The sequence below is a fragment of the Pseudomonas sp. Pseu.R1 genome, assembly GCF_045764065.1.
Taxonomy (GTDB): domain Bacteria; phylum Pseudomonadota; class Gammaproteobacteria; order Pseudomonadales; family Pseudomonadaceae; genus Aquipseudomonas.
Map to the genome: position 1 here is coordinate 6,058,031 of NZ_JBJGEE020000001.1, position 14,440 is coordinate 6,072,470.

The 14,440-nt window shown below is 61.6% G+C and carries 13 protein-coding genes; 6 read left to right on the top strand and 7 right to left on the bottom strand.

Annotated elements, in window-relative coordinates; translation table 11 throughout:
- Positions 1-57: 57 nt before the first annotated feature.
- From ACI5GA_RS27505 to ACI5GA_RS27520, 4 genes are read right to left on the bottom strand one after another with little or no spacing between them, the layout of a single operon-like run.
- Positions 58-1,284 (bottom strand): amidohydrolase family protein, encoded by a 1,227-nt coding sequence (locus ACI5GA_RS27505; RefSeq protein ID WP_421425108.1) that lies wholly within the window; start codon positions 1,282-1,284, stop codon positions 58-60.
- Positions 1,281-3,764, bottom strand: coding sequence for an ATP-binding cassette domain-containing protein (locus tag ACI5GA_RS27510; protein WP_421425550.1), 2,484 nt, complete (start codon positions 3,762-3,764; stop codon positions 1,281-1,283). The genes ACI5GA_RS27505 and ACI5GA_RS27510 overlap by 4 nt, the downstream gene beginning before the upstream one ends.
- 5 nt (positions 3,765-3,769) lie before the next feature.
- Positions 3,770-4,639 (bottom strand): branched-chain amino acid ABC transporter permease, encoded by an 870-nt coding sequence (locus ACI5GA_RS27515; RefSeq protein ID WP_421425109.1) that lies wholly within the window; start codon positions 4,637-4,639, stop codon positions 3,770-3,772.
- Between the two features lie 46 nt (positions 4,640-4,685).
- On the bottom strand, positions 4,686-5,873 hold the full coding sequence (locus tag ACI5GA_RS27520) for an ABC transporter substrate-binding protein (RefSeq protein ID WP_404638752.1): 1,188 nt from the start codon (positions 5,871-5,873) through the stop codon (positions 4,686-4,688).
- A gap of 61 nt (positions 5,874-5,934) precedes the next feature.
- Between ACI5GA_RS27520 and ACI5GA_RS27525 the strand changes: the two genes are divergently transcribed.
- Positions 5,935-6,459 (top strand): nuclear transport factor 2 family protein, encoded by a 525-nt coding sequence (locus ACI5GA_RS27525; RefSeq protein WP_421425110.1) that lies wholly within the window; start codon positions 5,935-5,937, stop codon positions 6,457-6,459.
- A gap of 43 nt (positions 6,460-6,502) precedes the next feature.
- On the opposite strand, the gene csgH is transcribed toward ACI5GA_RS27525, so the two are convergent.
- Entirely contained in the window at positions 6,503-6,811 is a 309-nt protein-coding gene (csgH, locus tag ACI5GA_RS27530; RefSeq protein ID WP_404638756.1) for a curli-like amyloid fiber formation chaperone CsgH, read from the bottom strand.
- A gap of 201 nt (positions 6,812-7,012) precedes the next feature.
- Between csgH and ACI5GA_RS27535 the strand changes: the two genes are divergently transcribed.
- The gene (locus ACI5GA_RS27535) at positions 7,013-8,413 is read left to right on the top strand and encodes a hypothetical protein (RefSeq protein ID WP_404638758.1); all 1,401 of its coding nucleotides are present in this window, start codon (positions 7,013-7,015) and stop codon (positions 8,411-8,413) included.
- A gap of 42 nt (positions 8,414-8,455) precedes the next feature.
- On the opposite strand, the gene ACI5GA_RS27540 is transcribed toward ACI5GA_RS27535, so the two are convergent.
- Positions 8,456-9,385 (bottom strand): LysR substrate-binding domain-containing protein, encoded by a 930-nt coding sequence (locus tag ACI5GA_RS27540; RefSeq protein WP_421425111.1) that lies wholly within the window; start codon positions 9,383-9,385, stop codon positions 8,456-8,458.
- 150 nt (positions 9,386-9,535) lie between these two features.
- On the opposite strand from ACI5GA_RS27540, the gene ACI5GA_RS27545 reads away from it, so the two are divergent.
- From ACI5GA_RS27545 to ACI5GA_RS27560, 4 genes are all read left to right on the top strand, one after another.
- On the top strand, positions 9,536-10,408 hold the full coding sequence (locus ACI5GA_RS27545; RefSeq protein ID WP_404638762.1) for a transketolase: 873 nt from the start codon (positions 9,536-9,538) through the stop codon (positions 10,406-10,408).
- Between the two features lies 1 nt (position 10,409).
- Positions 10,410-11,411, top strand: a complete 1,002-nt coding sequence (locus ACI5GA_RS27550) for a transketolase family protein (RefSeq protein WP_421425113.1) — start codon at positions 10,410-10,412, stop codon at positions 11,409-11,411.
- 11 nt (positions 11,412-11,422) lie between these two features.
- Positions 11,423-12,271 (top strand): NAD(P)-dependent oxidoreductase, encoded by an 849-nt coding sequence (locus tag ACI5GA_RS27555; protein ID WP_404638766.1) that lies wholly within the window; start codon positions 11,423-11,425, stop codon positions 12,269-12,271.
- A 95-nt stretch (positions 12,272-12,366) separates the two neighbouring features.
- Entirely contained in the window at positions 12,367-13,701 is a 1,335-nt protein-coding gene (locus ACI5GA_RS27560) for an MFS transporter (protein ID WP_404638768.1), read from the top strand.
- Between the two features lie 125 nt (positions 13,702-13,826).
- Here ACI5GA_RS27560 and ACI5GA_RS27565 read toward each other — a convergent pair whose 3' ends face one another.
- On the bottom strand, positions 13,827-14,372 hold the full coding sequence (locus ACI5GA_RS27565) for a cysteine hydrolase family protein (RefSeq protein ID WP_421425114.1): 546 nt from the start codon (positions 14,370-14,372) through the stop codon (positions 13,827-13,829).
- Between the last annotated feature and the right edge of the window lie 68 nt (positions 14,373-14,440).

Here is a 14,440-nt window from a genome sequence, read left to right on the forward strand (position 1 = left end):
CGTTATCGTGAGCAAGTTCACTCCCACAAGGTTTCATCGTTTGCCAGGTTGAAAAGATCAATCAGGGCACAACAACCTGCCGACCGGCCTTTCAAACGTCCGCTTCCCCCGTTTGTACCCCATCAACGGCGTGCTGATTTCGGCGATGACGGCGGCGGGTGAGGGGGCGTCGAAAACGATGAAATCGGCGTGGCAGCCGGGCGTCAGGCCGTAGTTGGGCAGACGCAACATGCGCGCTGATTCGTGAGAAACCCAGCCCAGGCATTGCAACAGTTCTGCGGTCGTGCCGAGCTGGCTGACGTTGGCGAACAGATTGGCCTGACGCACCAGCGACGCATCGCCATAGGGCGTGAACGGGTTACCGAGGTTGTTGGTCGACAGCGAGCAGGTCACCCCGCAGGCGTGCAAATGCGCCAGCGGCGCCAGCCCGCGAGGTTTGTTGTGGAAGTGCTCGCGCCCGGTCAGAAACAGGTCGGTGCTCGGCAGGCAAGTCACCTGCACGCCCGCTTCGGCCAGTCGAATTCCCAGCGCTAACAACGTCTCCATCGGCAAAGCCGACAGTTTGGTCACATGGCCGATGGTCACGCGGCCAGCCCAACCGTAGCGTTCGGTGCACTGCACCACGTGGTCCACGGTCATGCCTTGTGGGTTGAGGTCGAAATCCAGATGCAGGTCCAGATCGCAGTCGTAGTCGACGGCCAGTTCGAACAGTCGATCAATCTGCCCCAACGGATCGCTGTCGGTGTAGGGGCAACCGCCCAGCACCGTCGCGCCGTTCTCCAGCCCGTGACGCAACAGCGCCTCGGTGCCGGGATTGTTGAGCAAACCCTCTTGGGGAAACACGCAAATATCGAGAGTGATCGCCCACGCGTAGTCGGCCTGCAAACGGCGAATGGCGTTGAAACCGATCAGGCCGATCTGCGGGTCGAGTTCAACGTGGGTGCGCATGTGAGTGGTGCCTTGCAGGATTGCTTTATCCAGCACCCGCGAGCCCCGTTGGTACACGTCGTTTTCAGTGAATTCCGCCTTGGCGGCGCGGGTCTGCTGCACCGCTTCGGCCAGCGTTCCGGCCTGCAACTGGCAGCGCTGCATGATGCAGGCCTTATCCAGATGAATGTGGGTTTCGATCAGGCCGGGGAGCAGCAGCTTGCCTTCGAGGTCGAGTGTCTCGCTGACGATGGCATTGCGACTCAACGCCTCGACGAAGCGCCCGTGTTCGACATGCAGCGTCGTCAACGCACCGTCGTTACCCATCCGGGCATTGCGGATGATCAGGGCACTCATGCGCAGGCCCCTTCACCGAGGTAGGCCGCTGCCAGATCGCTGTCTTCCCGCAACTCGGCCGCGCTGCCGGATTTGATCACCTGACCGGTTTCCAGCACATAGGCGCGGTCGGCGACTTGCAGGGCAAGATTGGCCATCTGATCCACCAGCAGCAGGGTCACGCCTTCGTCGCGCAAGGCGGCGAGGGCGTCGTACAGCTCGCCGATCATCGACGGCGAGAGGCCCAGAGACGGTTCATCCAGCAGCAGGATTTTCGGTTTCGCCATCAGCCCGCGCCCCACCGCGACCATCTGTTGTTCGCCACCGGACAGCAGGCCCGCTGGGCTGTCGATGCGATCCCGCAGGCGCGGGAAGCGGCGCAGAATGGCGTCGATTTCAGCATCCGCATCCACTGCGTCGCGACGGGAATAGCTGCCCAGCAGCAGGTTGTCGCGCACGCTCAGGTAAGGGAACACCTGGCGTCCTTCCGGCACCAGCGCCAGGCCTTGCGCCGCGATGCTGCTGGCGCTGGCCTGCTCGATGCTTTCGTTGTCCAGCAATACGCTGCCCCCCGACGCGCGATGCAGGCCCGCCAGGCATTGCAGGATGCTCGATTTGCCTGCGCCGTTGGCACCGAGAATCGCCACCAGTTCCCCCGGATTCACCACCAGATTGACCCTGTTCACCACGGGCGCTGCGCCGTAGTCGATGACCAGATCCTTCACGTAGAGGCGCGCATCGTGGCTGCCGTCCCACGCTTGATCGCGAGGTGTGGCCTGATACTCGGTGCCGCCCAGATACGCCGCGATGACGCGCTCGTCCTGCTGAACCTCGGCAGGCGTGCCCACGGTGATCGGCTTGCCCGCGTCGAGTACCAGCAGGCGTTCGGAAACGGCCATCACCAACGCCATGTCGTGTTCCACGAGGATGACGGTCAGGCCGAACGCCGCCAGTCGCCGCAACAGAACCGCGAGCGCATCGGTGTCCCGTCGGCTCAGGCCCGCAGCGGGTTCGTCCAGCAACAACACGGACGGAGCGGTGGCCAATGCCCGGGCAATTTCCACCAGACGCCGGTCGACGTGGGGCAAATCATCAGCGGGAATGTTGACTGCGCCGCGATAGCCCACCAACGCCAGCAGGTTCAGGGCAAGGCTGCGTTGCTCACTCGTGCAGAGACGGAAGATGCCGCCCAGTCGGCCCTGTTGCATCGCCACCAGGACGTTGTCCAGTACCGACATTTCGCCGAATAACTGGGTGGTCTGGTAGGTGCGGGCGATCCCGGCGCGAGCGGTTTTCCACGCGGGCAGACCGGCCAATGGCTGGCCCAGTTCGATCTGGCCGCTGTCGGGGCTGTAGAACCCGCTGATCATGTTCAGCACTGTGGTTTTACCGGCACCGTTGGGGCCGATGATGCTGGTGATGCTGCCGGACGGCGCGTGCAAGTTGACGTGTTGTGCCGCCTGCACGCCACCGAAGCGGATGCCGATGTCGCGGATGTGCAAGCCATCGCGGTGTGTGCGTTGGCTCAGATATTTAGCGATCCGCGCGTGATCGATCTGGCTGGGCGGCGTCAGCAGCGCAGGTTTGATCCAGCGACGGGCGAGGGCACCCAGCAGGCCATTGGGGGCGATCCACAAGACCACCAGCAGCAACACCGAGAAAATCAGCAGACGGTACTCCGCGAAGTCCGACAGCAACTCAGGCACCAGTACGATCAACAACGCACCCAGCACTGGCCCGAACAGCGTGCCGCTGCCGCCGACGATCACCGCCAGCACGAACAGAATCGATTGCGAAAAGGGAAAGGATTCCGGGTTGATGAACATCAGCAGCGGCGCCAGCAACGCACCGGCCAGGCCCGTCAGCAGTGCCGAGAGGGCGAAGGCCAGGGTTTTGCTCAGCACCGGGTTGAAACCCAGCGAGCGTGCGGCGATTTCTGAGGCCTTCACCGCGCGCATTGCCTTGCCCCAGCCGCTGTGATGCAGGCGCTGGTAAAACGCCAGCGCACCGATCATCAGCGCTGTGGCGATCAACGCCAGCAAAATCGAAGGGTCAAGCCCGGCGAATTCCGGCAGCGGAATGCCCATCAGGCCATTGGAGCCGCCGGTCACGTCGCGCCACTCGATCAGGCTGTGATGCACCACGAACGAGAAGGCAATGGTGATCATCGCCAGGTACGGCCCGGTCACTCGCAAGGCGGGGATCGCCAACAAGGCACCGATGCCGCCCGCCGCGATACCGGCCACCGGGACGGCCAGCCACAGCGGCGTTCCGGCGAGGGTCATCAGCGCCGAGAGGTAGGCGCCGATGGCATAAAACGCGATGTGGCCGAACGAAATCTGGCCGCTTAAACCGATCAACACGTTAAGGCCGACACCGACCACGGCGGCCAGTGCGCACAGGGTGAAGACCAGCAGCGAATAGCTGTCGAGTACAAAGGCGGCGACGATGCTGACCAGCGCCAGCGTTGTAATGGAAACGGGGCCGAGCAGGGTTTTCATGTCTTTCATACTTTCACCAGTGCAGCGCGACCGAACAGGCCGTTGGGACGGATCGCCAAGGCCAGAATCACCAGGGCGAAGGTGAAGATCTGGGTAAACGCCGAGCCGAAATACAGGGTGATCAACGCTTCGGTCAAGCCGAACAGCAACCCGGCGCCAAACACGCCGCCTGCGCTGGAAATGCCACCGAGAATCGCCACGGCAAAGGCCTTGAGGCCGAACAGCATGCCCATCTCGGCATTCACGCTGAACAGTGGTGCGATCAGCAGACCGGCGACCGCCGCGAACACGGTCGACAACGCGAAGGCGATGGCCACCACCCGGTTGACGTTGATGCCCATGAGCATCGCGGCTTTGGGGTTTTGCACACAGGCTTCCAGCACCTTGCCCAGCCGTGTGTAGCGACGGATTAGAAACAGGGCCAGCGCAATGGCCGCACCCACCAATGGAATCAGCAGTTGCAGCGCGCCGATGCCGTTGCCGAACAACTCAACCTTCAGATTGACCAGGCTGCTTTCGAACTGACGTGGCTCCTTGCCAAACGTGAACAGGGCCAGGTTGTCCACCAGAATCCCGCCCGCCACGGTCGCCAGCAGCCATGCTTGCGAGCCACGGCTGTGAAACGGTCGCACCAGCCAGCGCTCGATCGCCAACCCGTAAACTGCGCTGAGCAACAGTGTCAGCGGCAACGCCAACCACAGCGACAGCCCCCAGGTGATGCACAGCGTGTAGCCCAGCACCGCGCCGACCATCATGGCGCTGCCCTGAGCGAAATTGACCGTGCGCGAAACCACATAGGTCAGGTGAAACCCCAGGGCCAGCAGGGCGTACATGCTGCCCAGCCCGAGGCCGGTGACGATGGCGGCGGTGAACATTGGCGTGATCCTTGATGAACCTTGACGATTGAAGAGACGGCGTGATTCAGGGCTTGAGCGGTACGATCTGATCACCCACGAAATGGGTGAACACGTAGTCGTCAGGCCCCAGTGCGTCGTGCTTCTGCGCGGTGAAGGGCTGTTTGTAATCTTTGATCAAACCGTCGTATTCAGTGATGCCGTAGAACCCGTCGCGCACGGCCTTTCCATCGGTATTACCCGCTTTGGCGATGGCCAGCGCGCTCAGGTGCAGCGCGTCGTAGGCGTTGGCGATGCCGACGGCAGGTGTCACGTCAGCGAGGGTCTTGATCTGCGGGTAGGCGGTTTTCAACGAAGCGAGCAGGGCGTCGCCTTTCGGGTTGTTGTGGTCGGTGAACACGTAGGTCTGAATGAAGTGCACGCGCGAGGCACTGGGGCCGGCCAACTCACCGAAGCGGCCACCTGCCGGTCCCCAGTGCGACACCACCGGCACGTCCCAGCCCATGCGGTCGAGGGATTTGACCACCTGCGCCGACGGGCCGACGTTGCCGACCATCAACAGGGTATCGGCACCTGCGTTTTTCAGGCGGGTCAGTTGCGGGACCACGTCCAGATCGCTGTCCTGAATACGCTCGACACCGGCGTTTTCCAGCCCGCGTTTTTCCAGTGCGCGCTTGAAGCCCGCTTCGTTGGATTCGCCCCACGGGTTGTTGATCAGGATCATGCCGGGCTTCTTCATGCCTTGGGCCGCGCCGTATTTCACCAGCGCTTCGTCCACCAATTCGTCCACGGCCGAAACGCGGAACACGTAGTTATCTGCGGCTCCGTTTTCAGTGATTTTGGTGCCCGCTGCCCAAATGCCCATGAACGGCACTTTCAACTGGTTGGCCAGTGGCACGATGGCCAATGACACTGGGGTGTCGAGTCCCCCGAACAGCACGGTGACTTTTTCCCGCTGAATCAATTCGCGGGCGGCGAGCATGCCTTTGGACGGGTTGCTTTCGTCATCACGACGCACCAGCTCAAGCGGTCGCCCGAGCACGCCGCCTTTGGCGTTGACTTCGTTGATGGCCATGGTCAGGCCTCGGGTCAGGGCTTCACCGGATTTGGCCGATTGTCCCGAGAGTGCCGCGACCAGACCGACCTTGATCGGTGGCTCGGCAGCCTGGGCGCCGGGGCCGATGGCCAGTTGAAGGGAGAAAGCCGCTGCCACGGGAAACAGCAGGCGTTGCACGTTTGGAAACCGGAAGGGCATGGATGACACTCCTGATTGCTAGCACTTGTAAATTTATTGCTAGCAAGTAGGATGCCAGTCCATGGCAGCCCTGAATGCGCGGTTTGCGCGTAGGGTGGCCCGTTATTTCGCTCCAAAACAATGCGTGCTGCACCACGCGGAAGCATTGAGCCTTCTACGAACCTTCAGCGAACGAGGAAGAACGACCATGTCCGAGATGAATAAAGATGTTCAGATTGTTAGCAATTTTCTGGAGGCGTCTATGGCACCCGATCCGGTCCGGGCGGCGACCTTCATGAGCGACGACGTGAAGATCACCTTTACGGGCGGCCGTGCGATGCCCGATCCACAGACCATCACCGCGTTCAACGGTGCCCGTTACGCGTGGGTGAAAAAGGCGTTGGGTCATTTTGACTGGATGGACCGTGGCGACCACACCGTGGTGTATTCCAACGGCACGCTGTACGGCGAATGGCCGGATGGGCGCAGTTTTTCGGGCAACCGTTATCTGGATCGCTTTGAAGTACGCAACGGCAAAATCACCCGCATGGATGTGTGGAACGACAGCGCGGAATGGATGCTGACGCCGGAGATTGCAAAGGCGTAAGGACAGCACATCCGCTGCTCCTGCTCCCGCTGTTGCCCCTGCTTTAGTTGCTGGCCGTCTCATCACAACGCTGATCGACGGCCTTGACCAGCGTCCCCTCCTGAAACAACTCAAGATGAATGTTGCACTTCGCTTCGGGTGGAATGCTCAGTTGCACGAACGGCCCAGTGGCGCCGGTCTGCAAGTCTCCCTGCTGATTGATGCTGGAGGTGCCCGCCGCGCTGTTCTGGCGAACGGTCATGCGATAGCGCAAGGTCAACGGCGTGGGATTTTCGATGCGCGGGCGGATCGTCACCGCCGCGCCTTCACGGTGGGTATCGATGGCGACGACCAGTTGCGACAAATCGATCATGGGGCTCACTTCTGAGTGACGGAGGCGTTCGTGTTGCTGCCGTATGGCCGTACGCCTGATTATAGGCACCGCTCTGCACGATGTTGGCTGGGTTGTTGGCCCCGACCTGAAAGACCGCCGCCCGGTTGCACCCTGGCGCTAAAGATTCTGTTTTTCAGGCCGACACGCATTTTTCAATGAATGGATGCGAAGAGGTCCCCTGTGCGTTTCATCCCCCCGTTTTTGCTTGTCGTCAGTGCACTGGTTCTTTCCGGTTGTGCAACCAACCCCAACAGCGCGCTGGACAATACCCTGCAAAGCACGCTGGCCCAGCCGCTGGTCTCCGACAGCGTCATGCGTGAAGGTGATGCGCTGAGTTTTCAGGTGCCGGTCCCCAACCCTCGCAACGGTGTGAACATGTCGGCGCAGTTCGAGGCGAATTGCTCCTCGCCCGGTCTCTATCTGCTGTATCTGGATGGCGCACAGCGCGTTTATCCCGGCGCGCCCCGGCTGTACACCCCGGCGCGCGAGCTGAGTACGAAGCTGCATGAGGCGCTGGCCGCGAACCCGACCTTCGTGCAGGCCTGTGCCCAAGTGGCAAAGCCTGACTGGCGCATGGTCAAGACCGATGACCGCAACAACTGGGTCATGCTGGATCGCAACAGTGTGCGGACAGTCAACGGTGAGACGCGCCTGTGGGCGGCTTTCGACAACCCGACCGTGCTCAATGACATGCCCTACAACGCACCCTACGGGCAGAAACGCGAGTTGTTCGCGCTGAACTGTGCAGCGGGCAGCTATAAACTGCTGGCGGGGTACGACCTGGACGCACGCAACCGGGTGTCGGATGGCCGCGTCGACGAGGCCGCGACCGCGCAACCGGTTTCGGGCAGCAACGCCGATTACCAGGCGGTGTTCGCCCTGGCCTGTGGCAGCGCTGACGCCATCGCGCGGCTGGAGCCGTTCAAGCCTCGGCACAAGGCGCCGGTCAGCATTACCTTGCAGTCGGTCAATCCGGTTGTGCTGTCGGCGATCAGCCAGCTCAACCTGCCGCCGCCGCAGCGGACATTCAAATACCTGCGCAGCACGGGCACGTCGAACTTCCAGGGCAAGCCGGGGACGGCGGGTGAGGAGCTGTTCATCAGTGTCGACGCTCCGAGCGGGCAGTTGGGCATTCTGGCGCGTGGCAAAGGCTACGAGAGCCAGTCGGTGAGCTGGCGTGGTTTGATTCCGCTGGTCTCCAAGGCCACCTTCGGTGGTGGGCGCGGTATGGCCGAAAGCCGCAGTACGAGCCAGTTGAGCTTCAGTGGCGACTGGAACAACCTGCCCGTGGGCCAGACCGTGAGTTACACCGTCACCACGCAGACGCTCAACAGCATTGTCGGCACGTATGGCGACAAGGCCAAAACCACCCAGTGCAAAGTCGAGCGCGAGCTGAACGCCAGCGAACTCAACCCGGCGCTCAGTGGCAAGGCCAAGGCGCTGTCGTGCAGCATGGCGCTGGACCAATACGAGCGTGTGACCCACGACTACTACCTGTCCGATTACGGCTACTTCTTCCATGGCAGCACGGACAAGAACCGCTTTTTCTACGACGACTATCGCATCGAGTCGGTGGAGTAAGCGGGTGTAACTCCCGAGGCCTTGTTGCAAGACAGGGCCTTTCTATGGCTGTGCGGTCACACTCGTTGGCCGCAACCCCAGCTCATCCAGCAGCCACTTCTTGAACACCTCCGCCGCCTCATGCCGCGTTCGCCGTTTCGGGTAGACGAGGTAATGACCGATGTACTGAATGTCATGGGTCGCGGCTCTCAGCGGCGCCACCAGCGTACCGTTTTCCAGTTCGGTCTGGGCCAGCAGCGTGGATTCCAGCACCACCCCCATGCCGCTGGTGGCCGCGGCGATCGCCATGATGCTGCGGTCGAAACGCAGGGCGTAATGGTGGGGCGACATCAGGTGATTGGCCTCGAACCAGCCTTTCCATTGCAGCATCTGCACGTCGCACTGAATCAACCGGTGCTCGTACAAATCCTGTGGCGTGCGAATGCTTTTGGCCAGATCAGGGCTGCACAGCGGGGTCAGGTGCTCCACCGCCAGCGGCACTTTTTCGATCAGGCTGGAGCGAGGCTCGCCGTAGACGATGTCGAGGTCGAAATCGTCGTTTTCGAACTGGGCGTAATCGGTGCTCGCTGAAAAGCGCAGATCGATGCTCGGGTAGGCCTGGACGAAGCGCGACAGGCGCGGCATCAGCCATTGCATGCCGAAACTCGGCGCGGTGTGCAGGCGTAGCGGCGGGGGGTCCTCGGTTTTGGCCAGGACGAACCCGCGCTGCATTTCCTCCAGCCCACGTTGCACGTGCTCCATCAACAATCGGCCTTTCGCTGTGAGGTTGACCTCGCGAGTGGTGCGCTCGAACAGTTGAATGTCGATGGATTCTTCGAGTTTGCGGATCGAATGACTGACCGCGCTCGCCGAGATCCCCAACTCCTGTGCCGCCTGAATGAAGGACCCCGAGCGACCCGCCGATTCGAACACCCGCAACGATGAAAGCGGTACCCGGCGGAGCTGCTGAATTAGTGAATTTTGTTCAGTCATTGCTGCAAAAATGTCTTTTGTAAGGGTTTATTTGCCGATGGTAGCTTGATTGCAGATTGAATGCAGGGCGTTTGATGAATTCGAAACATTAGTAGTTAGCCTGCTTTCGATCATGTATCGCCTCTTGATAAAAATAAGCAGGACTCAAGCATGACAACCATTTCTCCACGTGCCGATGCGGGCATGACGTCGTTGCAGCGCGTCGCCCATCATGCCTGGCGCATTCGCCGTTTTGCCCTGCGCATGGGTGAAGTTCAAGGGCAAGGGTATGTCGGGCAGGCATTGGGCTGGGCCGATGTGCTGGCCACCGCTTACTGCCACGCCATGAACGTGCACCCCAATGATCCCGAATGGGAAGGCCGCGACCGCTTTCTGCTGTCTCACGGGCACTACGCAATCGCTCTCTATGCTGCGTTGATCGAAGCGCAAATCATCCCCGAAAGCGAACTGGAGACGTACGGCTCCGACGACAGTCGTTTGCCGATGTCGGGCATGGCGAGCTACACGCCAGGCATGGAAATTTCCGGTGGTTCGTTGGGCCAGGGCCTGCCGATTGGCGTGGGCATGGCACTGGGGCTGCGCATGAAAGGCAACCCCGCGTGGGTCTTCAACTCGATGTCTGACGGCGAGCTGGACGAAGGCTCGACCTGGGAAGCGGCGATGTCGGCGGCGCACCACAAGCTTGGCAACCTGATTGCGCTGGTCGACCTCAATAAACAGCAGGCCGACGGCAACTCCCACGAGATCCTCGATTTCGAACCGCTTGCCGACAAATGGCAGGCCTTCGGCTGGCACGTGCAACGTGTCGATGGCAACGATCTGGCGGCGGTGATCGCTGCGTTCGATCAGGCCATGGCGCTGACAGATGCCAAACCCCGCGTGATCCTGTTCGACACCCTGATGGGCAAAGGCGTGGATTTCCTTGAAACCCGTGAGAAGAACCACTTCATTCGCGTCGAGCCCGATGAGTGGCAGGCCGCGATCAAGGTTCTTGATGCCCACTACGATTCAGGGAACTGCTGATATGGATACGCCAACCGCTCAAAAACCACGGCTGACGACGTCGGCGATGATCGCCTCGATTGCCAGCGAAGGGCAACGCACTGAAACCGCACCGTTCGGCCACGCGCTGGTCGCTGCAGCGCAGAAAGACTCACGCATCGTCGGCATGACCGCCGACCTGTCCAAGTACACCGACCTGCACATCTTTGGTCGTGAGTTCCCCGAGCGTCATTTCCAGATGGGCATGGCCGAGCAACTGCTGATGGCCGCTGCAGGCGGAATGGCGAAAGAGGGGTTGGTCCCGTTCGCCACCACCTATGCCGTGTTCGCCACGCGCCGCGCCTATGACTTCATCCATCAGGTGATCGCCGAAGAAAACCTCAACGTCAAAATCTGCGCGGCGTTGCCAGGGCTGACCACGGGTTACGGCCCGAGCCACCAGGCCACTGACGACCTGGCGCTGATGCGCGCGGTGCCGGGCCTGACCGTGATCGACCCATGCGATGCGCTGGACACCACTCAGGCCGTGGCCGCCATGGCTGAACACAACGGCCCGGTGTACATGCGCCTGTTGCGCGGCAAAGTGCCGATGGTGCTGGACCAATACGACTATAAATTCGAGCTGGGCAAGGCCAAATTGCTGCGCAGCGGCAAGGACGTACTGATCATCTCCAGCGGCATCATGACCATGCGTGCACTGGAAGTCGCCGAGTTGCTGGGCGACGGCAGCGCGGACGTCGCAGTGCTGCACGTGCCGACCATCAAACCGCTGGACGACGCGACGATCATCGAGGAGTGCCGTCGTAGTGGGCGCCTGGTTGTCGTGGCCGAAAACCACAGCACCGTCGGTGGTTTGGGTGAAGCCGTGGCGCTGGCCTTGTTGAAGGCGCGGGTCAGCCCGGCGTTCCAGCAGATCGCCTTGCCGGACGCTTACCTCGACGCCGGCGCGTTGCCGACCCTGCATGACCGCTATGGCATTTCCACTCATGTCATGGCGGCCAACATCCGCCAGTGGCTGGCATAAGGAGCGCGAAGATGAACGTTGCATTTATCGGTCTTGGCGCCATTGGCCTGCCCATGGCCCGGCAGATCCAACAGGCGGGCCACAGGGTGGTCGGCGTTGAATTGAGTGAAGTGAACCGCGCGCTTGCGCTGACCCACGGCATCGAATCCAGCGCCGACTGGCGTGTCGCCAGCGACGCGGACGTGGTGGTGGTGATGGTTGCCACACCTGCGCAGCTCGATGCACTGGTCAGCCAGTGCACCGAACTCAAACCCGGTCAGCACTGGGTGGTGATGAGCACCGTCGGCCCGGCTTCCGTGTGCGAGCAGGCTGCGCGCTTGTTGGAAAAAGGCGTGCAGGTGGTCGATGCACCCGTCACAGGCGGCGTGGCGCGTGCGCAGACCGGCAGCCTGCTGATTTTCGCCGCTGGCCCGCAAGCGGCAGTCGCCCGTGTCGAACCCGTGCTGCGGAGCATGGGCGAGGTGAGGGACGCCGGGCTGGAAGTGGGCGACGGCCAAGCCATCAAAGTGGTCAACCAGCACTTGTGCTCGGTGCACCTGGTGGCGGCGGCCGAGGCGTTGAGCCTGTCCCGCTCGTTGGGGCTGGACCCGGCGCGGGTGCTCGATCTGGTGCAGAAAGGCGCGGGTGGCTCGTGGATGCTGTCTGACCGCGGGCCACGCATGCTCGAAGGCACTGACACCCAAGTCACCAGCATGGTCGACATTTTCGTCAAGGACAGTGGCCTGGTCGCTCACGCGGCAAAAGGCTGTGAGGCGGCGGTGCCGTTGCTGGACATCGCCCACGCCCGTTTTTGCAAGGCCGCCGAGGCCGGACTCGGCAAGCGTGACGACAGCCGGGTCATCGAGACCTGGCAGGGGTAACCGATACAGCAAGTAGCACCGTTTCAACGTCGTTTCAACATAAGGGCAGGCGACCGTCTGCCCGGCACAACAACAATAAAAATCCGGAGTTTGCCATGCGCGAATCCACGACAGCGTCAGCACAAACAGAGAACAAAGCGGGTAAAGTCTCCTTCGCCTCCATGATCGGCTCCGCCGTAGAGAGCTACGACTTTTTCATCTATGGCACCGCCGCCGCAGGCTGGTTTGGCCAGGTTTTCTTTCACACCACCGAGCCGATTGTCGGCATCCTGGCCGCGTTCGCGACCATGGCGGTGGGTTTCTTCATGCGGCCTTTGGGCGGCTACCTCGCAGGTCACTATGGCGACCGTCTGGGGCGCAAGACCGTGCTGCTCTGGTCGTTGCTGGCCATGGGCGGGGCGACGGTGTTGATTGGCGCTTTACCGACCTATGAACAGGCCGGGGTGATCGCGCCGATTTTGTTGATCCTGTTGCGCATGATCCAGGGCATCGGTTTCGGTGCGGAGTGGGGCGGTGCCGTGCTAATGGCCTGCGAACACGCACCGGCTCATCGTCGCGGCTTCTTCGGCGCGGTGCCGCAGATCGGCATCCCCATGGGGTTGCTGATGGCCAACGGTGCGTTCCTGCTCTCGGCCATGCTGTTCGAAGGGGATTGGGTCTGGCGTGCGCCGTTCCTGGCTTCGCTGGTGATGGTGGCGGTGGGCATGTGGATTCGCCTGAGCGTCAGCGAGTCGCCGGAGTTCGAAAAGGCCAAGGCGGAAAATACGCTGGTCAAACAGCCTGCGCTGGAAGTGATTCGCAAGGACTGGCGCAAGGTGTTGCAGATTGCCGGGTTGCGTCTGGCGGAAACGGGTGGTTACTACCTGGCGACCAGCTTCATGTTGTCCTACGTGTTGCTGGCCGGTATCGCGACCAAGCAGAACGTGCTCTGGGGCACCATGATCGGTTCGGCCATTGGTCTGGGCAGCCACCTGTTCTATGGCGCGCTGAGTGACCGTATCGGGCGTAAACCGGTGTTTCTGATTGGCTCGCTGTTCACCATTGTGTTCGGTATTCCGATGTTCATGATGATCAACACCGGCATCGTGCCGTTGATCGTGGTCGCGGTGGCCATGGCGTTGATTCTCAGCCACGATCCGATCTTTGCGGTGGAAGCCAGTTGGTTTACCGAGCAGTTCCCGGCCAACGTGCGTTCTTCGGGGATTTCGCTGGGTTACAACTGTGCGTCGCTGATCGCCGGTACGTTGCCGTTCATTGCCACGGCGCTGTATGCGCAGGTGGGCTGGATGGGGCCTGCGATTCTGTTCAGTTCGCTGGGTGTGGTCTCGACCTTGTGCGCGTTGAAAATGCGCGAGACGGCACCGGCGGTGGCCCAGGATTTGCCGCCTGTTGAGCGTACGGCGACGGTGGGTAAACAGGCGCTGCAGTAAGTGACAGACTCAAATTTCGGTGGGTGGTGCGGCCCATCGTGGTGCGATTGGTGGGGTGGACGGTCAGGGGGTGAGGGCGAGGCGCTGGGGCGTTCAGGCCCCAGCGTTTGCTCACGCAAGACCGGTCAGCCCAGAAACGCCTCGGTCGATATCACGTTCGCATAGGCAAACCCCAACGCCGCCATGAATGCCGCATGCACCTGGGCCGCAGGGACGGTGGTGCCATTGAACGCCACGTCGCGACTGGCGCAGGCGTCGTGGATCAGTTTTATCGGGTAGCCCATGTCCGCAGCCGCGCGGGTCGTGGCGTCGATGCACATGTGGCTCATGGAACCGATGATCACCAACGCTTCGATCCTGTGTTCGTCCAGCAAGGCTTTGAGTCCGGTTTCCCTGAACGCGTTGGGGAAGTGCTTCAGCACCACCGGTTCATCGGGTTGATTCAGCACCTTGGCATGGAGCTTCGCACCGTCCGAACCTTCGGTGAAGAACGGCGCGGCAGGGTCTTTGAATTCGTGGCGAATGTGCACCACCAGATCGCCAGCCTTGCGGAAGGCGTCGATCACTTTCGCGGCGTTGTCCGCCGCGGCGTCGGCGCCGACCAAAGGCCATTTGCCGCCTGGGAAATAGTCGTTCTGAATGTCGACGACGATGAGCGCTGATGTGTGCATGTCTGTTTCCTCGGTTGAGTTGTAACGTGTGTGGGGTCAGTATCAGCTCCATGCCGCAGTCCTAGGAT